This is a genomic window from Kitasatospora sp. NPDC001603, from assembly GCF_040298365.1.
Taxonomy (GTDB): domain Bacteria; phylum Actinomycetota; class Actinomycetes; order Streptomycetales; family Streptomycetaceae; genus Kitasatospora.
Map to the genome: position 1 here is coordinate 11,919 of NZ_JBEPAA010000086.1, position 20,179 is coordinate 32,097.

General features: G+C 73.1%; 18 protein-coding genes and 1 pseudogene. 12 read left to right on the top strand and 7 right to left on the bottom strand.

Annotation, left to right across the window (positions count from 1 at the left end; translation table 11 throughout):
• The first annotated feature begins 146 nt into the window (after positions 1-146).
• The 4 genes from ABT263_RS33515 to ABT263_RS33530 all read left to right on the top strand — a co-directional run bounded on the left by ABT263_RS33515 (position 147) and on the right by ABT263_RS33530 (position 5,204).
• On the top strand, positions 147-1,190 hold the full coding sequence (locus ABT263_RS33515; RefSeq protein WP_352296330.1) for a substrate-binding domain-containing protein: 1,044 nt from the start codon (positions 147-149) through the stop codon (positions 1,188-1,190).
• A gap of 186 nt (positions 1,191-1,376) precedes the next feature.
• Complete coding sequence (locus ABT263_RS33520; protein ID WP_352296333.1) at positions 1,377-2,981, top strand: sugar ABC transporter ATP-binding protein; 1,605 nt, start codon at positions 1,377-1,379, stop codon at positions 2,979-2,981.
• Positions 2,978-4,012, top strand: coding sequence for an ABC transporter permease (locus tag ABT263_RS33525; RefSeq protein ID WP_352296336.1), 1,035 nt, complete (start codon positions 2,978-2,980; stop codon positions 4,010-4,012). The genes ABT263_RS33520 and ABT263_RS33525 overlap by 4 nt, the downstream gene beginning before the upstream one ends.
• A gap of 334 nt (positions 4,013-4,346) precedes the next feature.
• Positions 4,347-5,204, top strand: coding sequence for a DeoR/GlpR family DNA-binding transcription regulator (locus tag ABT263_RS33530; RefSeq protein WP_502885904.1), 858 nt, complete (start codon positions 4,347-4,349; stop codon positions 5,202-5,204).
• Between the two features lie 101 nt (positions 5,205-5,305).
• Here the strand turns inward: ABT263_RS33530 and ABT263_RS33535 are convergent, their stop codons facing one another.
• The gene (locus tag ABT263_RS33535; protein ID WP_352296367.1) at positions 5,306-6,106 is read right to left on the bottom strand and encodes a DeoR/GlpR family DNA-binding transcription regulator; all 801 of its coding nucleotides are present in this window, start codon (positions 6,104-6,106) and stop codon (positions 5,306-5,308) included.
• A 532-nt stretch (positions 6,107-6,638) separates the two neighbouring features.
• Here ABT263_RS33535 and galT point away from each other — a divergent pair.
• The 3 genes and pseudogenes from galT to galK all read left to right on the top strand — a co-directional run bounded on the left by galT (position 6,639) and on the right by galK (position 9,180).
• A complete protein-coding gene (gene galT / locus ABT263_RS33540; RefSeq protein WP_352296339.1) occupies positions 6,639-7,742 on the top strand; it encodes a galactose-1-phosphate uridylyltransferase in 1,104 nt (367 codons plus the stop codon).
• Positions 7,739-7,933 (top strand): annotated as a pseudogene (locus ABT263_RS33545) (NAD-dependent epimerase/dehydratase family protein); the annotation flags it as partial. The gene galT and the pseudogene ABT263_RS33545, both read left to right, overlap by 4 nt.
• 116 nt (positions 7,934-8,049) lie before the next feature.
• Positions 8,050-9,180: a galactokinase gene (galK, locus tag ABT263_RS33550; RefSeq protein ID WP_352296342.1), complete on the top strand. Its 1,131-nt coding sequence runs from the start codon at positions 8,050-8,052 to the stop codon at positions 9,178-9,180.
• A 132-nt stretch (positions 9,181-9,312) separates the two neighbouring features.
• Here the strand turns inward: galK and ABT263_RS33555 are convergent, their stop codons facing one another.
• Complete coding sequence (locus tag ABT263_RS33555) at positions 9,313-9,738, bottom strand: response regulator (protein WP_329485594.1); 426 nt, start codon at positions 9,736-9,738, stop codon at positions 9,313-9,315.
• Positions 9,735-10,079 carry a hypothetical protein gene (locus ABT263_RS33560; protein WP_329485595.1) on the bottom strand — a complete coding sequence of 115 codons (345 nt, stop codon included), beginning with the start codon at positions 10,077-10,079 and terminating at the stop codon, positions 9,735-9,737. Before ABT263_RS33560 ends, ABT263_RS33555 begins: the two co-directional genes overlap by 4 nt.
• A 114-nt stretch (positions 10,080-10,193) precedes the next feature.
• Here ABT263_RS33560 and ABT263_RS33565 point away from each other — a divergent pair, with 114 nt between their 5' ends.
• Both ABT263_RS33565 and ABT263_RS33570 read left to right on the top strand, forming a co-directional pair.
• Positions 10,194-11,804: a sensor histidine kinase gene (locus tag ABT263_RS33565; protein WP_352296345.1), complete on the top strand. Its 1,611-nt coding sequence runs from the start codon at positions 10,194-10,196 to the stop codon at positions 11,802-11,804.
• Positions 11,801-13,006, top strand: coding sequence for a PP2C family protein-serine/threonine phosphatase (locus ABT263_RS33570; RefSeq protein WP_352296348.1), 1,206 nt, complete (start codon positions 11,801-11,803; stop codon positions 13,004-13,006). The genes ABT263_RS33565 and ABT263_RS33570 overlap by 4 nt, the downstream gene beginning before the upstream one ends.
• A 45-nt stretch (positions 13,007-13,051) precedes the next feature.
• Here the strand turns inward: ABT263_RS33570 and ABT263_RS33575 are convergent, their stop codons facing one another.
• The 3 genes from ABT263_RS33575 to ABT263_RS33585 form a co-directional block, all read right to left on the bottom strand.
• On the bottom strand, positions 13,052-14,155 hold the full coding sequence (locus ABT263_RS33575) for an NADH:flavin oxidoreductase/NADH oxidase (RefSeq protein WP_352296350.1): 1,104 nt from the start codon (positions 14,153-14,155) through the stop codon (positions 13,052-13,054).
• Positions 14,156-14,310: 155 nt separating this feature from the next.
• Positions 14,311-15,246, bottom strand: coding sequence for an ROK family protein (locus ABT263_RS33580; protein ID WP_352296353.1), 936 nt, complete (start codon positions 15,244-15,246; stop codon positions 14,311-14,313).
• Between the two features lie 33 nt (positions 15,247-15,279).
• Positions 15,280-16,116 (bottom strand): undecaprenyl-diphosphate phosphatase, encoded by an 837-nt coding sequence (locus ABT263_RS33585; protein WP_329485601.1) that lies wholly within the window; start codon positions 16,114-16,116, stop codon positions 15,280-15,282.
• 186 nt (positions 16,117-16,302) lie between these two features.
• Here ABT263_RS33585 and ABT263_RS33590 point away from each other — a divergent pair, with 186 nt between their 5' ends.
• Both ABT263_RS33590 and ABT263_RS33595 read left to right on the top strand, forming a co-directional pair.
• The gene (locus ABT263_RS33590; RefSeq protein WP_352296356.1) at positions 16,303-16,869 is read left to right on the top strand and encodes a TetR/AcrR family transcriptional regulator; all 567 of its coding nucleotides are present in this window, start codon (positions 16,303-16,305) and stop codon (positions 16,867-16,869) included.
• Positions 16,870-17,019: 150 nt separating this feature from the next.
• Positions 17,020-18,471 carry a DHA2 family efflux MFS transporter permease subunit gene (locus ABT263_RS33595; protein ID WP_352296359.1) on the top strand — a complete coding sequence of 484 codons (1,452 nt, stop codon included), beginning with the start codon at positions 17,020-17,022 and terminating at the stop codon, positions 18,469-18,471.
• A gap of 76 nt (positions 18,472-18,547) precedes the next feature.
• Here ABT263_RS33595 and ABT263_RS33600 read toward each other — a convergent pair whose 3' ends face one another.
• Positions 18,548-19,498: an AraC family transcriptional regulator gene (locus ABT263_RS33600; RefSeq protein WP_352296362.1), complete on the bottom strand. Its 951-nt coding sequence runs from the start codon at positions 19,496-19,498 to the stop codon at positions 18,548-18,550.
• A gap of 134 nt (positions 19,499-19,632) precedes the next feature.
• Here ABT263_RS33600 and ABT263_RS33605 point away from each other — a divergent pair, with 134 nt between their 5' ends.
• Entirely contained in the window at positions 19,633-20,133 is a 501-nt protein-coding gene (locus tag ABT263_RS33605; RefSeq protein WP_329485605.1) for an anthrone oxygenase family protein, read from the top strand.
• Positions 20,134-20,179: the final 46 nt, after the last annotated feature.

Here is a 20,179-nt window from a genome sequence, read left to right on the forward strand (position 1 = left end):
GCGGGGCTCCCGGCCTCAAACCACCACCTGGTCGGCGCACCGCCGCACTCCACCGCTCGCATTCCACCAGCATGTACACGACTGCCCGACTCCCTCGCACCCGTTCCGCCCCTGCGGCTGGTGCGCCCTCGAAGGAGCTCCCCCATATGTTCCGTCCCACCAGCCGCGCCGCCGCCGCAGCCGGCCTCCTCCTCACCCTGGGCCTGGCCACCGCCTGTTCGACCGGTCAGGAGTCCGTGAAGTCGGGCGACGCCTCGGTGGCGCCGGTCTCCGGGAAGATCTCGATCACCTACCTGCAGAAGCAGGGCGACCAGGAGTACTTCGTCGGGGAGGCGGCGGGCGCGAAGGCGAAGGCCGCGGAGCTGGGGGTCGACCTGAAGGTCGTCAACCTCGGCAACGACGCGAACAAGACCATCAGCGAGGTGCAGTCCGCGGTCGCGCAGAAGACCAACGGTGTGATCATCGTGGTGCCGGACCCGGCGGTGGGGCCGCAGGTCGTGCAGACCGCGCGGGACGCCAAGGTGGCGCTGCTGACCTCGGACGACCAGATCTGCGCCAGCGGTCCGGACCCGGCGGCGTGCTCGAAGGACGACCTGGTGTCGCGGATCGGGTTCTCCGGGCTGCAGATGGGCGGCGAGGTCGGCAAGCGGGCCGGTGAGGAGTTCAAGAAGGCGGGCTGGAACCCGGCGGAGACCCGGGTGATCTCGGCCTGGAAGCAGGACGTGACGGTCTGCGGTGACCGGGTGAAGGGCGCGAAGGAGGCGTTCGCGGCCGCCGTGCCCGGGGTGCAGAACATCGACGTGGCGACGGACAACACGCCGACCGGCGCGCAGGACAAGATCGCGGCGACGGTGACGGCCAACCCGGGTGTGAAGAACTGGGTGCTGTGGGGCTGCAACGACGAGAACGTGCAGGGCGGGGTGACGGCGCTGCAGAACGCGGGCATCTCGGCGGACCACGTGATCGGGGTGGGTCTGGGCGCGTACCTGGCGTGCAAGGACTGGAGCGGCGGCAAGCCGACCGGGATGAAGGCCGCGCTGTTCATCAACGGCAAGGACGTCGGCGCGCTGGCCGTGCAGACCATGTACGACAAGCTCAAGAACAGCAAGGACTTCCCGAAGGAGGCCTTCGCGCCCACCACCATGGTCGACGCCACGACCTGGCAGAGCGCCGGAGTCACCTGCAGCTGACCCCGTTCGGGCCGCACCCCCCGGCCTGCCACGGCGTTCTCCGGCCCGGCTCCTGCACCGCCGGGCCGGGGACGCCCCCGCCGGCCGGACCGCCCGAAGCTCCACCCCCCACCCGGTCCGCCACCGACCGCGTCCCACCGGCCGCGGACCGTCCCGACCCTCCCGCACGACCTCAAGGTGACCCCGATGAGCCCAGCCCCTGCCGTGAACCCGGAACCCCGCCCGCCCACTGCCCAGCCCGCCGCCGGGAGCGTCGGTGTCCATCAGGTCACCAAGCGGTTCGGCGCGGTCCAGGCCCTCGGTGGCGTGACCCTCGACTTCCCCGCCGGTCAGGTGACCGCGTTGATGGGGGAGAACGGGGCGGGCAAGTCGACCCTGCTGAAGATCCTGACCGGTGACCACCAGCCGACCGAGGGCCACGTCGTCCTCGACGGCCGCCCGCTGGCCCTGTCCTCGCCGACCGACGCCCGCCGCGCCGGGATCCGGATCATCCCCCAGGAACCCGAGATCATCCCGCACGTCTCGGTCGCCGAGAACGTCTACGCCGGCTCCCTGCCCCGCAGGGCCGGCCGCCGCCTGGACCGCGCCGAACTGCGCCGGCGCATCACCGCCGACCTCGACCGGGTCGGCTTCGCCGGCGTCCTGGACCCCGACCTGCTCGGCTCCCGACTGACCCCCGCCCAGCGCCAACTCGTCGAGATCCTGCGCGCCCTGACCGGCGACGCCAAGGTCATCGCCTTCGACGAACCCACCTCCTCGCTCTCCGAGCACGAGGTCGACGCCCTGTTCGCCCTGATCCGCCGCCTGCGCGACCAGGGCGTCGCCGTCATCTACGTCTCCCACCGCATGCAGGAGATCTTCCAACTCGCCGACCGCATCGCCGTCCTGCGCGACGGCGCCCTCGCCGGCGTCCAGGACGCCGCGACCACCACCGAGGGCGAACTCGTCCGCCTCATGGTCGGCCGCGACCTCAGCAGCATGTTCTCCCGCCAGGACGTCGCCACCGACCGCGTCGTCCTCGACGTCCGGAACGTCACCACCGACGCCGTCCACGACATCACCCTGCGCGTCCACGCCGGCGAGGTGGTCGGCCTCGCCGGCCTGATCGGCGCCGGACGCTCCGAACTCGCCCTCGCCCTCGCCGGCGACCTGCCCATCCACTCCGGCACCGTCACCCTCGACGGCGAGCGCCTGCCCTCCGGCAACCCCGGCGCCGTCATCCGCGCCGGCCTCGGCCTGGCCCCCGAGGAACGCAAGGCCCAGGCCCTGTTCCTGCAGCGCTCCATCCGCGACAACACCTCCCTCGTCGTCCTGGAACGCCTGCGCCGCCTGCGCTTCGTACGCCGGAGCGCCGAACGCGAACTCGCCCAGCACTACACCGACCGCCTGCGCGTACGCACCCCCTCCATCGAGCACGAGGTCCGCAAACTCTCCGGCGGCAACCAGCAGAAGGTCGTCCTCGCCCGCTGGCTCGCCCGCAAGCCCAAGGTCCTCATCCTCGACGAACCCACCCGCGGCATCGACGTCGGCGCCAAGGCCGAGATCTACCAGATCATCGCCGACCTCGCCCAGGAAGGCATCGCCGTCCTGGTCATCTCCTCCGAACTCCCCGAAGTCCTCGGCCTCGCCGACCGGATCGTCGTCATGCAGAACGGCCGCATCACCGGCGAACTCCCCCGCGCCCGGGCCACCGAGGAAGCCATCCTCGCCCTCGCCATGGCCGACGACATCACCCACGACAAGCCGACCACCGCCCCCACGACGACGACCGCCCCTGGAGCCCGCGCATGAGCACCACCACCGCCCGGCCGACCGCCGAGAACGGCGCACCGCACCGGCCCACCAAGAACCGCGCCTCGCTCCTGGCCTCCATCGGCGGTCAGAACCTGAGCCTGATCGGCGCCCTCGTCCTGGTCCTGGCCCTGTTCGGCATCCTGAACGACAACTTCCTCAGCATCACCAACATGCAGGTCATCGCCGAGGCCGCCACCATCACCGGCCTCCTCGCCGTCGTCCAGACCGTCGTCATCATCTGCGGCGGCCTCGACATCTCCGTCGGCTCCCAGGTCGGCATCGCCTCCGTCGTCTCCGCCATGGCCTTCACCTCCGCCGGCTCCAACGCCCTCGCCGGCATCGCCGCCGCCATCGGCATCGGCATCGCCGTCGGCATCCTCAACGGCGTCATCATCGTCTACGGCCGCGTCAACCCCACCATCGCCACCCTCGCCGGCCTCGCCGCCTACAAGGGCATCGCCCAACTCGTCTCCAACGGCCGCGCCCAGGGCTACGTCCTCAACAACGACCTCTTCGTCTTCCTCGGACGCGGCAAGATCGCCGGCCTGCCCGTCATGGTCTGGCTCCTCATCGTCGTCGCCACCACCGTCCACCTCCTCCTCAAGTACACCGACATCGGCCGCAACATCTACGCCATCGGCGGCAACGACACCGCCGCCCGCCTCGCCGGCATCAACATCAACAAATACCTCGTCTCCGTCTACGCCCTCATCGGCATCGTCGCCGCCCTCGCCGGCATCCTCCTCACCGCCCGCACCGGCTCCGGCCAACCCACCTCCGGCAGCGAAGGCCTCGAACTCAAGGCCATCACCGCCGCCGCCCTCGGCGGCTGCGCCCTCAAGGGCGGCAAGGGCGGCATCGGCGGCACCCTCCTCGCCGTCGCCCTCCTCGGCTGCCTCGAGAACGGCCTCACCGTCGAAGGCATCAACTCCTTCTGGCAGAACGTCGCCCAAGGCGCCCTCCTCGTCGCCGCCGTCGTCATCCAGCAACGCCGGAGCGGCGAACGCGCCATCGGCCTCCCCGCCTAGACGCCGGGCACGGCCTCCGGACCGATCGGCCCGGAGGCCGTGCCGGGTCAGCGACTTCCGCACCCGCCCGGCCGGCGGCGCCCGTTCGACGAACGGACCGCTCCGGTCGCGCCCGTGGGGAACGGCGAGGGCCGCCGAGGGTCGGCCCGCTCGCCACAGACTGCCGGTGGTACCCGACTGGACCGGGTGCCACCGGCGGTTCCGTACCGGCCGGGTGGCTTCCGGCGCACCGCTGGGCCCGCCCCGGAACCGCGTTCGACGGAGCCGTCCTCGACGGGACCGTCTCGATCGAGCCCTATCCGATCCGCCCGAGGGAGCTGACCACAGTATGGTGATGCCCGATCAGGGGCTGCTCGCCCAGCAGCGCCGCGCCCTCATCCTGGAGGCGGTCCGGCGCGACGGCGCCGTGCGGGTGTCCGACCTGTCCGTCGCGTTCGGCGTCTCCGACATGACGATCCGCCGCGACCTCGACGCCCTGGCGCGGTCCGGGGCGGTGGAGAAGGTGCACGGCGGCGCGGTCACCGCCGGCACCGCCCAGGAGCTCGGCTTCGAGGTGAAGTCCACCCTCGAATCGGCGGCCAAGGCCACCATCGCCGAGGCGACCGCCGCCCTGGTCGAACCCGGCACGGTGGTGGCCCTCAGCGGCGGTTCCACCACGCACGCCGTGGCGACCCAGCTGCTGAACGTCCCGGACCTGACCATCCTCACCAACTCGCTGCCGATCGAACGCCTGGTGCGCGGCGCCACGGACACCGCCCAGCGGCCGCCCGTCGTACTCCTGACCGGCGGCAGTGCGACCCCCTCCGAGGCCCTCGTCGGGCCCATCACCGACCAGGCCATCGCCTCGCTCCACGTCGACCTGCTGATCCTCGGCACCCACGGGGTCACCGAGAACGAGGGGCTCACCAGCCCCAATCTCGCGGAGGCCCAGGCCAACCGGATGTTCATCTCGCGCGCCCGCCGCGTCGCGGTGGCGGCGGACCACACCAAGTGGGGTGTCACGGGGCTCAGCACCTTCGCCGACCTGGACCAGATCGGCTGGTTCGTCACCGACGACGGGATGCCGCCGCAGGCCCGTGCCGTCCTCGCGGAGCGGGTCGGCAAGCTGATCATCACCACCCCCGGCGCCGTCCCGGAGACCGACGGCAGGAAGCCCGGCCCGCTCCTGCGGGGGCCGCGGCCGCCGGAGTGACCGCGGCGGACCGGCGGCGACACGGCCTGTCGGCCCTCGGGAACGGGTCGGTCCTCGGGACCCGGTCGCCCCTCGGGAACGGGTCAGTCCTTGGGGACGGGTCAGTCCTTGGGGACGGGCGCGACGACGAGTTCGCCGACCGTGTCCGCCAGCACCGCGCGGGCCTGGCCGGAGATTCCGTCGTCGGTCACGAAGCAGTCCACCTCGGCCAGCGTGGCGAAGGAACTCAGCGCCACCACACCCCACTTGGTGTGGTCCGCGACCACGGCCACCCGGCGCGCGGCGGCCACCAGGGCCCGGTTGGTCTCGGCCTCGGCGAGGTTGGGGGTGGTGAGCCCGGCCTGCTCGGAGACCCCGTGCGTGCCGAGGATCAGCAGGTCCATGTGGAGGCTGCGGATCGCCTGGTCGGCCAGCGGGCCGACCAGCGCCGCCGAGCGGGTCGGGCTGCCGCCGGTGACCAGCAGGGTCGGCGCCGCGTCGCCCAGCTCCCGGCGGGCGGTGCGCAGCAGCTCGGCGACGGGCAGGGAGTTGGTGACGACGGTCAGGCGGGGGACGGTGAGCAGGCGCGAGGCGACGGCGAAGGACGTGGTGCCGGCGGAGAGCGCGACGACGGTGCCGGGCTCGACCAGGGCGGCGGCCGCGTCCGCGAGGGCCGCCTTGGCCGCGGACTCCCGGGTGGACTTCGCCTCGAAGCCGGGTTCGTCGGTGGTCGCGGTCGGTCCGGTCACGGCGACGGCGCCGCCGTGGACCTTCTCCACTCCGCCGCTGCGGGCGAGCGCGTCGAGGTCCCGGCGGATGGTCATGTCCGAGACGCCGAGCTCCTCCACCAGGTCGGCGACCCGGACGGCGCCGTCCCTGCGGACGTACTCCAGGATGAGCGCCCGACGCTGCTGCGCCAGCATGCCCTGCTCCGCCACGACGCTCCCCGTTCCGGTCCCTGTCCCGCCCACGGCCGCGCGCCTGTTGCGCCGTGGGCCGGGTCTGCCGGCCACCAACGTAGCGCAGGGGAGAACAGGATCGAACGGCGGAGCACCTCCTTCCGGTCGTGTCCGGGGGCTCGCCCGCCCGTTGCTGGTGGAACGTGTTGACCTGGCCGCCTCCGGCCCGCGGCTGCGGCGAACCGCGACCCGGACGCGTCCTGGGGGCGGCCGCCGGGCGCGCCCGGCGCGGCCCGCGCGCCCCCTCGGGCACCGTCGCGACCCGCGAAACCGCCTGGACCCAGCCGCTTCCCCGGCGCTCACCGGACCCTGCGGCACCGGCTCGTCGGGCCCCGCGTGTCCGTCCTGGCGCGGCCGCCGCCCGCCGTGCCAGGCTCGCCGTAGGTTCCCGATTCACCACCGTTGCTTTTTGCTCATTTATGTTTGATTATGTGGTGCCACAGTCCGTTGGCGGAGCGAGGCACTCGCCGCCCGGGACCCCCGCCGAGAGGAAGCCGTGATCAGGACGACCAGCAAGCTCGCCGACGGGCGCGAGCTGATCTATTTCGACAGCGACGTGCCCGCCCACCGCGGCACCGCGGACCTCCGCCCCCTGGAGGCCCCGGCCAACCGCTCGGAGATCCGCCGCGACGCGGTGACCGGCGCCTGGGTGACCGTCGCCGCCCACCGCCAGGCCCGGACGTACCAGCCGCCGGCCGACGAATGTCCGCTCTGCCCGTCCCGCGACGGCCGGTTCAGCGAGATCCCCGACGCCGACTACCAGGTCGCCGTCTTCGAGAACCGCTTCCCCTCGCTCGCCGCGGACAGCCCCGCCCCCGAGGGCGCCGCCGGCGACCCGCTGCGCACCGCCCTGGCCGGCACCGGTCGCTGCGAGGTCGTCTGCTTCACCTCCGACCACCAGTCGTCCTTCGCCGCCCTGGACGAGGCGCACGCCCGGCTGGTCCTGGACGCCTGGACCGACCGCACCGCCGAACTCTCCGCACTGCCGGGCGTCGAGCAGGTCTACTGCTTCGAGAACCGCGGCGCCGAGATCGGCGTCACGCTCGCCCACCCGCACGGCCAGATCTACGCCTTCCCCTTCGCCACCCCGCGCACCGCCCGGATGGTGGAGCAGGCCGCGAAGCACCGGGCCGCCACCGGCCGCAACCTCTTCGAGGACCTGCTCGACGCCGAACGCGGCGACCCCCGGCGCACCGTCCTCACCGGCCGGCACTGGACCGCCTTCGTGCCGTTCGCCGCCCGCTGGCCCTACGAGGTGCACCTCTACCCCAACCGCCGGGTCGGCGACCTCACCCAGCTCACCGAGGCCGAGCGCGCCGAGTTCCCCGGCGTCTACCTGGAGCTGCTGCGCCGCTTCGACCGGCTGTTCACCGCGCCCGGCGCCGGCGGGCCCGCCGCGCCGACCCCGTACATCTCCGCCTGGCACCAGGCCCCCGCCACCAACGGCGCGGAGCTCGCCCTGCACCTGGAGCTGTTCACCGTCCGGCGGACCGCCGACAAGCTCAAGTACCTGGCCGGCGTGGAGTCCGGCATGGACGCCTTCGTCAACGACGTGTCGCCCGAGACGGCCGCCGAGCGGCTGCGCGAGGTGGCGTCATGAGCGCCGCCCGCAAGTACCTGGTCACGGGTGGCGCCGGCTATGTCGGCAGCGTGGTCGCCGCCCACCTGCTGGAGGCGGGACACCAGGTGACCGTCCTGGACGACCTCTCCACCGGCTTCCGCGAGGGGGTGCCGGCCGGCGCCGAGTTCGTGCGGGGGCGGATCCAGGAGGCGGGCGAGGTCCTCGACCCCGCCGTCCTGGTGGCCTCCGCCGAGCGCGCCCACCAGAGGCTCGGCTGGACCCCCAAGCGCCCCAACCTCGACGACATCGTCGCCGACGCCTGGAACTTCACCCTGGAGCACCCCGCATGACCACCTTCCGGACGCTGTTCTCCGCCGACCCCGAGGGCACCTGGGCCGCCCCCGGCCGGGTCAACCTGATCGGCGAGCACACCGACTACAACGACGGCTTCGTCCTTCCCGTCGCCCTCCCCCACACCACCCGCGTCCAGGCCCGCCGCCGTGCCGACAGCCTGCTGCGCCTGCACAGCACCCGGGGCGGCGACGAGATCACCACCCTCGACCTCGACAAGCTGGAGCCCGGGAGCCCCACCGGCTGGACCGCGTACCCCGCGGCCGTCGTCCGGGCCCTTCGCGACGCGGGCCACGCCGTCGCCGGCGCCGACCTGCTGGTCGACAGCGACGTCCCCGAGGGCGCCGGCCTCTCCTCGTCCGCCGCCCTGCAGTGCGCCGTCGTCACCGCCTACAACGACCTGTACCACCTCGGCCTGGACAGGATGCAGCTCGCCCTGCTCGCCCAGCGCGCCGAGAACGCCTACGTCGGCGTCCCCTGCGGGATCATGGACCAGACCGCCTCCCTGTGCTGCCGCGCGGGCCACGCGCTCCTCCTGGACACCCGCGACCTCACCACCCGCCAGGTGCCGCTCGACCTCGAAGGCGCCGGCCTGCGGCTGCTCGTGATCGACACCCGGGTCAAGCACGACCTCGCCGACGGCGCCTACGCGAAGCTGCGGGCCGGCTGCGAGCGGGCCGCCGAGCTGCTCGGCCTCGCCGCCCTGCGCGACCTCACGGCCGACGCCCTGCCCGCGGCCCTCGACCGGCTGCCGGCCGAACTGCGGCCGCTGGTCCGCCACGTGGTCACCGAGGACGACCGGGTACGGCAGGCCACCGCCCTGCTCGACGCCGGCGACCTGGCCGGCCTCGGCGCGGTCCTCACCGCCGGGCACGCCTCGCTCCGCGACGACTACGCGGTCTCCTGCCCCGAGACCGACCTCGCCGCGGACACCGCCGTGGCCGCCGGCGCCCTCGGCGCCCGGATGACCGGCGGCGGCTTCGGGGGCTCGGTCATCGCGCTCGTCCAGCAGGACGACGCCGACCGCGTCACCGCCGCCGTCACCGCGGCCTTCGCGGCCGCCGGCCACGCCCCGCCGCGCACCTTCGCGGCCACTCCCGCCGACGGCGCCCGCCGCATCGCCTGACGGGCGTCGACGGGCGGCCGCCGACGTGCCCGGGTCCGCCCGTGTCGTGCCCGGGCGGACCCGGGCACGACCATGTCCGCGGCTGCGGTCCCCGGCCCGTTCAGGAGCGGGGGCGTTCAGGGGCGGGGACGTTCAGGGGCGGGGGCGGGTGGCGGTGTCGAGGTAGAAGGCGTCGATGGTCTGGACGGCCTGCTCGAACTCGTCCAGGTTGACGGGCTTGGCCACGTACGCGTTGGCGTGGCTGCTGTACGCGCCGGTGACGTCGTCCGGGGCGGTGGAGGTGGTGAGCACGACCACCGGGATGGTCCGCAGGTCGTCGTCGTTCTTCAGGACCTTCAGCAGGTCGCGCCCGTTCATCCGGGGCATGTTGAGGTCGAGGACGATGAGGTCGGGACGCACGCTGTCCGGGGCGCGCAGGTATTCGAGGGCGGCGACGCCGTCGGTGACCTGGACCAGGTTGCGCTCCCCGCGCTCGGAGAGGGCTTCCTCGATGAGCATCGCGTCGGCGGCGTCGTCCTCCACGAGCAGGACATCGAAGGGGCGGGCGGTGGTCATCATCGGGTGCTCCGCGGGTTCTCGGTCGGGTGGTGGAAAAGCCCCGGCCAGCGCCGACGGGCGCCTTGACGGGTCATGCCGCAGGCGGCGCCGATCTGCGGGTAGCCGGCCCCCGCCCGCGCGGCGTCGCCGGCCGCCTCCCGCTGGAGCCGTTCGGTGGCCTGCCGGAGGTGGTCGAGTACGTGGAGCAGGCTCAGCGCCTGGGCGGTGTCGCTCACCGCGGGAGCGGCGGGGACCGCCGTCAGCCGCCCGGCCAGCCGCCGGGCGAGGTCTCCCATCGCGGCGTCCGCGATCGCGGCCGCCTCCTGCGAGGTGGTACGCAGTACGAAGTTCTTGCCGGGCATGTCAGGCACTCTAGGCCCAGAACCAACCCGCGACAACAACCGTTGTCGTCCGCCCTCTAGAGTGGCCTCGCCGCATCCGATCGAAGGCATCGGGCAGAGCGAGGAGTTGACACGATGACCGGCGACGACAGTGACCGGAGGTCCGGCGGGGGCCTTGCCACCTGGACGACCCGGCGGTGGCTCCGGGTGGGAGTCACCGCGTCCCTGGTGATCCTCACCCTGCTCGGAGTGGCGGGGGCGTGGGTACTGTCCCGCACCCAGTCGATCAGCACCGACCTGGTGGACGTGCGCTCCCCCGCGCTCGCCAGCGCGTTCCGCCTGGAGTCGGCCCTGCTCAACCAGGAGACCGGGATCCGCGGCTACGGCCTCACCGGCACCCCGGAGTTCATGGCGCCCTACCAGCAGGGGCTCGCCGAGCAGCGGACGGAGACCGCACAGCTGACGGAACTGCTCCACGACGACCCCTCCGGCCTCGCCGACCTGAAGGCCGTGCAGGACGCCGTGACGAGCTGGCAGGAGCGGATCGCCCGGCCGATCGCCGCCGCGCCACCCGGCACGCCCTCGCCGCTCGCGGCCGGCAGCGCCCTGGAGGGCAAGAACGCCTTCGACGACGTACGGGCCGCCCTGAGCGGCCAGGAGGACCGGCTGCGCGAGGACCGCGACGCCGCGCGGAGCGACCTCGCCGCCATGATGCGGCTGCGGAACTGGGTGTTCGGCGCCGTCGCCGTGCTGATCGCCGCCCTCGCCGCCCTGGTGTTCGAGGGGCTGCGCCGGGGCATCACCGAGCCGCTGGACCAACTCGTCGCGGACGCCCGCACCATCGGCGGCGGCGACTTCGACCACCCCATCACCCCGACCGGCCCCGCCGACCTCCGGCGCCTGAGCGGCGAGATCGACTCCATGCGCCGGCGCCTGGTGCGGGAACTGGCCTTCACCGAGGAGGCCCGGCTGCGCCTGGACGAGCAGGCGGCGGACCTCCAGCGGTCCAACACCGAGCTGGAGCAGTTCGCCTACGTCGCCTCCCACGACCTCCAGGAGCCGCTGCGCAAGGTCTCCAGCTTCACCCAGCTCCTCCAGCGCCGCTACGGGGGCCGGCTCGACGCCAAGGCCGACCAGTACATCGCCTTCGCGGTCGACGGTGCGAACCGCATGCAGGTCCTCATCAACGACCTCCTCGACTTCTCCCGGGTGGGCCGGCTCCACCACGCCCACCAGGAGGTCGACCTGGACCAGGTGCTGGAACAGACCCTGGCCGCGCTGAGCGTGGGCATCGAGGAGGCCGAAGCGAAGATCACCCACGATCCGCTGCCGACCCTGGTCGCCGACCCCACCCAGATGGGGATGCTCTGGCAGAACCTGATCGGCAACGCGGTCAAGTTCCGCCGGCCCGGCGTGGCGCCGGAGATCCACGTCTCGGCCGTCCGGGAGGACGCGCTCTGGCACTTCGCGGTGACCGACAACGGCATCGGCATCGCACCGGAGTTCGCCGAGAAGGTGTTCGTGATCTTCCAGCGGCTGCACACCAAGGACGCCTACTCCGGCAGCGGCATCGGGCTGGCGATGTGCAAGAAGATCGTCGAGTTCCACGGCGGCACCATCGCCATCGACCCCGACCACCGCGAGGGCGCCCGCATCACCTTCACCCTGGCGCCCGAACCGCCGCAGCGCCCCGGCCCGCCGACCGGCGAGACCGCGGCCCGATCCGACACGGAGCAGGAACGATGAGCACGGCCGTGGCAGCCACCCCCGGCGCCGCCCCCGACGAACCGCTGTACCGCGTCCTCCTCATCGAGGACGACCAGGGCGACGCCCTGCTCGTGGAGGAGCTCCTCCACGACACCGGGCTGCGGTTCGAACTCACCACCCGGCCCACCCTCGCCGAGGCCAGCGCCGCCCTCGCCGCCCACCCGGCCGACTGCATCCTCCTCGACCTGCACCTGCCCGACGCCACGGGCACCGCCGCGGTCACCGCCGTCCGCGCCGTCGCCCCCCACACGGCGGTGATCGTCCTCACCGGCATGGCGGAGGCCCAGGCGGGCACCGAGGCGATGGCCGCCGGCGCCCAGGACTACCTCGTCAAGGGCAAGGTCGAGGCGGACCTGCTGCACCGCACCGTGCGCTACGCCGTGTACCGCAGCCAGACCGAGCGCGCCAGCATCGAGGCCCAGGCCGCCCGCCTGCGGGCCGAGGAGAACGCCCGCCTGGAGCGGGGGCTGCTGCCCCCGCCGATCCTCGGCACCTCCACGGTCACGGTGACCGCCCGCTACCTGCCCGGAGCCAGCACGGCCCTGCTCGGCGGGGACTTCCTGGACGTCGTGGAGGGCGACGACGGACTGCTGCACGCCGTCGTCGGCGACGTCAGCGGACACGGCCCCGACGCCGCCGCACTCGGCGTGCTGCTGCGGATCGCCTGGCGCTCCCTGGTACTCGGCGGACACCGCGGCGAGAGCCTGCTCCACCTGATGGAGCGCATCCTGATCGCCGAACGCGGCAACCAGGTGCTCTTCGCCACCTGCACGCTCCTCACGCTCGACCAGAACGCCACCACGGCCACCCTCTACCTGGCCGGCCACCACGAGCCCCTGCTCACCACGGCGCACGGCACCCGTGAGCTGACCGCCGCCCACGGCATCGCCCTGGGCATCGCCCCCGGACTGGGCAGCTGGACCCCGACCGTCATCCCCCTCCCGGCCGACGGCGCGCTCACCCTCTACACCGACGGCCTCACCGAGGGGCACAACGGGACGACGAAGGGACGGCTCGGCGTCGACGGCCTGCTCCGACTGATCGGCACCCTGCCCCCGGCCGACCCGGCCGCCCACGTCGACCTCCTCATCAAGGAGACCCACGCCCTCAACGCCGGCCGCCACACCGACGACCTCGCCGTCCTCCGCCTCGACTGGGGCAGCCGCCCACCGTCGGGCTGACCGGCCGGGGGCCGCCGGGGCGCGCCCCGGCGGCCGGAGCCGGGGTCAGGCGCGGTGGTACTGGACCGGGGCGGGAAGGGGGGCGCCGAGGGTGCTGGCGGCGTGGCGGGGCCAGTAGGGGTCGCGCAGGAGTTCGCGGCCGAGCAGGACGGCGTCGGCCCGGCCGGCGGCCAGGATCTCCTCGGCCTGGGCGGGGTCGGTGATCAGGCCGACGGCCGCCACCGGCATGCCGGTCCCGTTGCGCACCGCCTCGGCGAAGGGCACCTGGTAGCCGGGGCCGGCGGTGATCCTGGCGTCGGGGGCGATGCCTCCGGTGGAGATGTCCATCAGGTCCACGCCACGGGCCTGGAGCTCCTTGGCGAACCGGACGGTGTCCTCCGACGTCCAGCCCTCGCGGTCGTCCTGCGGGTCCTCGGTGAGCCAGTCGGTCGCGGAGATCCGGAAGAAGAGCGGCAGGTCCTGCGGCCACACCGCCCGGACGGCGTCGACGACCTCCAGCGCGAAGCGGATCCGTCCCTCGAAGGAGCCACCGTAGGCGTCGGTGCGGTGGTTGCTGTGGGGCGAGAGGAACTGGTGGATCAGGTAGCCGTGGGCACCGTGGATCTCGGCGACCTGGAAGCCGGCGTCGAGCGCCCGGCGGGCGGCGTCGGCGAACTGCCGTACGACATCACCGATCTGCTCCTCCGTCAGCTCCTCCGGCGTGGTGTGCGCCGGGGAGAAGGGCACGGCGCTCGGGGCCACCGGCGTCCAGCCGTGGGCCTCGTCCGGGCCGATGGCGCGGCCGCGGTCGACCCAGGTGCGCTCGGTGGAGGCCTTGCGCCCTGCGTGGGCGAGCTGGATCGCGGCAACCGTGCCCTGCGCCTTCAGGAAGGCGGTGATCCGCCGGAACGCCTCGACCTGGGTGTCGTTCCAGATGCCGAGGTCGTACGGGCTGATGCGGCCCTCCGGGCTGACGGCGGTGGCCTCGGTGACGATCAGCCCCGTGCCGCCGGTGGCGCGGGCCGCGAGGTGGGTGAAGTGCCAGTCCGTCGGGACACCGGCCCCGTCGCCGTCCGGCACGGCGCTGTACTGGCACATCGCCGCCATCCAGACACGGTTGGGGACGGTCAGCGACCGCAGGGTGTACGGGGTGAAGAGAGTGGTGCTCATGTCGGGTCTCCTGAATGAGGCGGCGGCGCCGTCCAAATACTTGCAGTCACGCCCTACTGCGTACGACAATAGTTGCACACGCCTCATTACGGCAAGGGGTGACCTTCGCCGCCCCGGAGCGCCCCGCGGACAGCCGGACCGGCCCGGGGCCCGCACTACGGGAGGAGCGCCTGGATGCCCAGGACGGCGGCGCCCCGGGCCCACTCCTCCCACGGAAGCGGACGCAGGGTCAGCGGGCACTTCGCCGCCGCCTTGAAGCAGTGCGCGGCGTACGCCTCCCTGATGTGGATCCCGAAGAGGTCGTAGGTGTCGAGCCCTTCACCGGTGACGACGACCCGCTCGGACCCGAGGAGGCTCACCAGGGTGGCGATGCCGACCCCGATGGCCCGGCCGGCCGTGGCGAAGGCCTCCCTGGCGGCCCGGTCGCCGGCCCGGGCGAGCTGGACGACGTCGTCGAAGTCGAGGTCCGCGCGGCCGGTCGCACCGCGGGCCGAGGCGAGGATGGCGCCGCTGGCCGCGAAGACCTCGACGCAGCCGACCCCGCCGCAGTGGCAGGGCGGGCCGTCCGGGTCGATGCTGATGTGCCCCAGCTCGCCGGCGACCCCGTAGGCCCCGGCGACCAGTCGGCCGTTGACGACCAGCCCGGAGCCGACCCCCGAACCGATCGTGACCAGCGCGAAGTTCTCCGTCCCGATCCCCTCGCCGAACCAGTGCTCGGCAGCGGTCAGGGCCTTGACGTCGTTCTCCACCGTGACGCTCAGCCCGGTCGCCCGCGCCAGTTCGTCCGCCAGCGGGACGTCGCGCCAGCCGGGAAGGACGGAGTACCGGACGAGGCCGGCCGACCGGTCCACGGCACCGGAGACCGCGACCCCGAGGCGCCTCGTACGCTCCCGGAACACCGGGTCGGCGTCGAGGAGTTCCTCGACGAGTTCACCCAGCAGCCCGCAGACGGCCTCCGGGCCGCGGTCCTCGCCCAGCTGACGGCCGCCGGCGACCCGCGGACCGGCCCGCAGGTCGCAGACCACGCCGAACAGGGCCTCGCCGCTGATCTTGATCCCGACGAAGAACTCCCGGGCCACCGTGACGGCCAACGGGTTGACCGGGCGCCCGGTCCCGGCCGCGGGTCAGGCGGTCAGCACGCCCGAGCCGAGCAGGCCGAGGAGGATCACGCCGATGGCGATCCGATAGGCGACGAAGGCGTTGAAGGAGTGCTTGGCGACGTACTTCAGCAGCCAGGCGATCGAGCCGTAGGCGACCACGAAGGAGACCGCGGTGCCGACGACCAGCGGCGTCGTGCTGACCCCGGCGCCCAGGGCGTCCTTCAGCTCGTACAGGCCGGCGCCGGTGAGGGCGGGGATGCCGAGGAAGAAGGAGAGCCTCGTCGCGGCCACCCGTTCGAGGTCGAGCATCAGGCCCGCGGACATCGTCGCGCCGGAGCGCGAGAAGCCGGGGAACAGCAGCGCGAGGATCTGGGCCGAGCCGACGATCATCGCGTCCTTGAAGCCGGTGTCGTCCTCGCCGCGCTTGTGGCGGCCCATCTGGTCGGCCGCCCACATCACGCCGCTGCCGACGATCAGGGAGCCGGCCACCACCCAGAGCGAGGCCAGCGGGCCCTTGATCAGGGGCTTGGCGGCCAGGCCGACCACGACGATCGGGACCGTCGCGAAGATGACCCACCAGGCGAACTTGTAGTCGTGGTGGTACCGCTCCTCGCGGTTCACCAGGCCTCGGCCCCAGGCGGAGACGATCCGCACGATGTCCTTGAGAAAGTAGAGCAGCACGGCCGCGATGGCGCCGACCTGGATGACGGCGGTGAAACCGACGACGGAGGCGTCGTCGACCGGGATGCCCATCAGCCCCTCGGTGATCTTCAGATGGCCGGTGGAGGAGATCGGCAGGAACTCGGTCACCCCCTCCACGACTCCCAGGACAACGGCCTGTCCGACGGTGATCGCGCTCACATGCACCTTCCCAGTGGTGTCGGCACTCTCCCGGGGGCCGACGTGCGGCGCTCCGGGCCTTCGCATACGACGACAGGAATGTAGACGTAAGGGGCGGCGCCGTCCAACCGGCTCGGACGCTCGAACGGCTGGCACCCCGCACCGGATCCGTTGACGTAGTTAGTGATTACCCACTAACTTGCCCGCATGGTCAGGATGAGCGCAGAGGACAGGCGCGAGAGCGTGGTCCGCGCGGCGATCGCCGAGTTCGCGCGGCGCGGGTACCACGGCACATCCACGGAGGCGATCGCCAAGCGGGTCGGCGTCTCGCAGCCCTACCTGTTCCGGCTCTTCCCGAGCAAGAAGGCGATCTTCGTCGCCGCCTCGCTCCGCTGCATCGAGGACACCGGCCGGGTGTTCGAGGAGGCCGCGAAGGGGCTGGCGGGCAAGGAAGCCATGCGCGCCATGGCGAGGGCGTACATGCGGCTGATCGCGGACGACCCCGAGAAGCTCCAGATGCAGATGCAGACCTACATCGCCGTGGCCTCCGTCGAGGCGGACGGGGACAGCGGGTTCGGCGAGACCGTCCGGGCCGCCTGGACGCAGCTCTGGGACGCCGTGAACCTCCCGCTGGAGGCCGACGGCGACGAGACCACGAGGTTCCTGGCCTACGGCATGCTCATCAACACCCTGATGGCCATGGGGTTCCCGGCCGGGCACCGGGTCTGGGAGGGCATCCGCCTCGACCAGGTCGTGGTCCCACCGGAGGCGTAGGCGCGGGCGTAGGCGCAGGCGCGAGCGTAGGCGCGGCCGGATCCGCCGGGGCGGCCCGCGCCGTCCCGGCATCCGGGGTCTGTCACGGGCCGCAAAGTTAGTAAGCGATAACTACATTCCAGAACACGCATCAACCGCTGGGGGGAAGCAATGTCACAGCAGCAGACGGCACGCCGAGGGGGTGTCACCTGGGCCCTCGTGATCACCGGTACCGCCGGATTCATGTCGGCCCTCGACAACCTGGTGGTCACCACCGCCCTGCCCGCCATCCGCGAGGACCTCGGAGGAGGGCTGGACAGCCTGGAGTGGATCGTGAGCGCGTACACACTCACCTTCGCGGTCCTGCTGATGTTCGGCGCGGCGCTCGGTGACCGGTTCGGCCGCAGGCGGCTCTTCCTCGCCGGTATGACCGTCTTCACGGTCGCCTCCGCCGCCGCGGCCCTCGCGCCCGGCATCGACTCCCTGATCGCGGCACGCGCCGTCCAGGGCGTCGGCGCGGCCGTCATGATGCCGCTGACCCTGACCCTGCTCAGCGCCGCGGTGCCCCCCGAGAAGCGCGGGATGGCCTACGGCATCCTCGGGGCCATCAACGGACTCGGGGTCGCCCTGGGCCCGCTCATCGGCGGCAGCCTCACCGAACACGTCTCCTGGCACTGGATCTTCTGGCTGAACGTCCCGCTGGGCCTCGCCGTCCTGCCGCTCGCCCGCCTGCGCCTCGCCGAGTCCCACGGCGACGGCGCCACGCTCGACATCCCCGGCACCCTCCTCGTCAGCGGCGGCCTCTTCGGGATCGTGTACGGCATGGTGCGCGCCCCCTCCGACGGCTGGACCGACTCCTCCGTGCTGACCGGCCTGGTCGCGGGCACCGCCCTGCTGGCCGCCTTCGTGGTGCACGGCATCCGCGCCAGGAACCCGATGCTCCCCATGCGGCTCTTCCGGTCCCGCGCCTTCTCCGCGATCAACGCCGCGAGCCTGCTGATGTTCCTGGGCATGTTCGGCTCGATCTTCCTGATCAGCCAGTACATGCAGGGCGTCCTCGGCTACTCGCCGACCGAGGCCGGGCTGCGGATGCTGCCCTGGACCGGCATGCCGATGCTCGTCTCCCCCTTCGCCGGCATCCTCTCCGACCGGTTCGGCGGCCGTCCGGTGGTGGCGGCCGGCCTGTTCCTCCAGGCCGCGGGCCTCGGCTACATCGCGGCCGTGGCCACCCCGCACACCTCGTACGCCGCCCAGCTGCCGGCCCTGATCATCAGCGGCGTCGGCATGGCCCTGTTCTTCGCACCCGCCTCCAACCTGGTCATGTCCAGCGTCCGCCCGCAGGAACAGGGCATCGCCTCGGGGGCCAACAGCGCGCTTCGCCAGGTGGGCGGGGCGCTCGGCGTGGCCGTCATGTCGTCGGTCTTCTCCGCCCAGGGCGGCTACGAGAGCGCGCAGCGCTTCGTCGACGGCCTGTACCCGGCGGTCGTGCTCGGCTCCGTGACGGTGGCACTCGCCGGTGTGGCGGCCCTGCTGCTCCCGGCCCGGCGCCCCACCGCGGGGGGCAAGGGCACGGACCCGGGCACCGCGAACCAGGCGCCGGCCCTGGAGCCCACCGCGCTCTGAGCAGCGCGTCCCTGAACACCGCGTCAGCGGAAGCACCGCGCCGGCGGGAGCACCTCGCGGACCGGTCGCCCCGGGGTCAGCCCCCGGCGGCGACCGGTCCGGCCGAGCGGTGCTCCTGCGGGCTGACGCCGTGCACCCGCTTGAAGGCGGTGGAGAGGGCGAACGGGCTGCCGTAGCCGACCCGGTGGGCGACTGCGCCGAGCGTGGCGGCCGGGTCGTGCAGCAGGTCGGCGGCCAGCGCCAGCCGCCGGCCGGTGAGGTAGGACATCGGCGGTTCGCCGACCAGCTCGGCGAACCGGCGGGCCAGCGCGGCCCGGGAGACGCCGACCTCGGCGGCCAGGCCCGCCACCGTCCAGGGGTGGGCGAGGTCGCCGTGCAGCAGCCGCAACGCGTGACCGACCAGCGGGTCGGTGTGGGCGCGGTACCAGGCCGGGGCGTCGGACTCGGGCCGGGCCAGCCAGGTGCGCAGGGTGGCGATCAGCAACAGGTCCAACAGCCGGTCCAGTACCGCGTCCTGACCCGGCAGGTCCTTGCCGATCTCCTCGCCGAGCAGGTCGATCAGCGGGGAGTGCCAGGAGTCCGCGGTCACCACCAGCAACGGGGGCAGCGCCTCCAGCAGGCCCCGGCTGACCTCGCCGCGCAGCTGGTACGTCCCGCTGAGCAGCACGTCCGGGCCGTCGGTGGCATCGCCCCAGGTGCGGGTACCGAGCGCCATCGTCGCGCACAGCCCGTCGCCGGCCGGGGTGCTGGAGCTCTGGTCGGGGTGGATCACCACCCGGGGCGGGGTGGCGGGGGTGTCGGCGAGCACGTACGCGTCCGGGCCCCGGGCGATCGCCACGTCCCCGGTGTCGAGCCGGACGGCGGCGCCGTGGTCGGGCAGCACCCAGGCGGTGCCGCGCACGGGTGTGATCAGGGTGAGCGGTGCCCGGTCCTCGACCCGGATCGCCCAGGGCGGGGTGAGGACCGAGCGGATCAGGAAGGCGCCCCGGGCCCTCGGCCCCGCCAGCAGTCCGGCCAGTGCGTCCATGGCGCCCGAGTGTAGACGCCGGGTGTGGACGCCCGCGTATGCGGTCGAGTGGCTCGACGATGGTGCGGGCGCCCGCCGGGGCGGTTGACTCGGGGGTGTCCGACAGCGGGCGTTCACGACGGGGAGTGTGAGGGATGGCGGGATTCAGAAGTGCGGTACTGCTGGCGGCGACCCTGGCCATGGGACTGAGCGCGGGTCTCTTCTTCGCCTTCTCCTGCTCCGTCATGCCGGGGCTCGGCAAGGCCGACGACCGGACCTTCGTGGAGACCATGCAGCGGATCAACGTGGCCATCCTGAACGGCTGGTTCATGCTGGTCTTCCTCGGCGCGCTCGCGCTCACCGTGCTCGCCGTGGTGCTGCAGTTCCGCGGCGGCGACCGGCGGCTGCTGCCCTGGCTGATCGCGGCGGCGGTGCTCTACACGGTGGTGCTGGTGGTCACGGGCGCGGTGAACGTCCCGCTCAACGATCAGCTGGCGGCGGCCGGTTCGCTCGACCGCATCCCGGACCTGGCGGCCGTCCGGGAGACCTTCGAGAGCAGCTGGGTGGGCTGGAACACCGTGCGGACGGTCGCCGCGACGGCCGGCTTCGGCTGCCTGCTGGCCGCCCTGGTGACCGGCGCGCGGAGCGCGCTCTGACGGTGCGCGGGGCCGGGCACCCGGCCGACGGCGAAGCCCCGGACCG

Excerpts from the sequence above, each read along its gene's own strand:
- ABT263_RS33605 (WP_329485605.1), top strand. The coding sequence starts at position 19,633 with ATGGCGGGATTCAGAAGTGCGGTACTGCTGGCGGCGACCCTGGCCATG.
- ABT263_RS33600 (WP_352296362.1), bottom strand. The coding sequence starts at position 19,498 with ATGGACGCACTGGCCGGACTGCTGGCGGGGCCGAGGGCCCGGGGCGCC.
- ABT263_RS33525 (WP_352296336.1), top strand. The coding sequence starts at position 2,978 with ATGAGCACCACCACCGCCCGGCCGACCGCCGAGAACGGCGCACCGCAC.
- ABT263_RS33590 (WP_352296356.1), top strand. The coding sequence starts at position 16,303 with ATGGTCAGGATGAGCGCAGAGGACAGGCGCGAGAGCGTGGTCCGCGCG.
- ABT263_RS33560 (WP_329485595.1), bottom strand. The coding sequence starts at position 10,079 with ATGCCCGGCAAGAACTTCGTACTGCGTACCACCTCGCAGGAGGCGGCC.
- ABT263_RS33570 (WP_352296348.1), top strand. The coding sequence starts at position 11,801 with ATGAGCACGGCCGTGGCAGCCACCCCCGGCGCCGCCCCCGACGAACCG.
- ABT263_RS33520 (WP_352296333.1), top strand. The coding sequence starts at position 1,377 with ATGAGCCCAGCCCCTGCCGTGAACCCGGAACCCCGCCCGCCCACTGCC.
- ABT263_RS33515 (WP_352296330.1), top strand. The coding sequence starts at position 147 with ATGTTCCGTCCCACCAGCCGCGCCGCCGCCGCAGCCGGCCTCCTCCTC.
- ABT263_RS33530 (WP_502885904.1), top strand. The coding sequence starts at position 4,347 with ATGCCCGATCAGGGGCTGCTCGCCCAGCAGCGCCGCGCCCTCATCCTG.
- ABT263_RS33565 (WP_352296345.1), top strand. The coding sequence starts at position 10,194 with ATGACCGGCGACGACAGTGACCGGAGGTCCGGCGGGGGCCTTGCCACC.
- ABT263_RS33575 (WP_352296350.1), bottom strand. The coding sequence starts at position 14,155 with ATGAGCACCACTCTCTTCACCCCGTACACCCTGCGGTCGCTGACCGTC.
- ABT263_RS33595 (WP_352296359.1), top strand. The coding sequence starts at position 17,020 with ATGTCACAGCAGCAGACGGCACGCCGAGGGGGTGTCACCTGGGCCCTC.
- galK (WP_352296342.1), top strand. The coding sequence starts at position 8,050 with ATGACCACCTTCCGGACGCTGTTCTCCGCCGACCCCGAGGGCACCTGG.
- ABT263_RS33535 (WP_352296367.1), bottom strand. The coding sequence starts at position 6,106 with ATGCTGGCGCAGCAGCGTCGGGCGCTCATCCTGGAGTACGTCCGCAGG.
- ABT263_RS33555 (WP_329485594.1), bottom strand. The coding sequence starts at position 9,738 with ATGATGACCACCGCCCGCCCCTTCGATGTCCTGCTCGTGGAGGACGAC.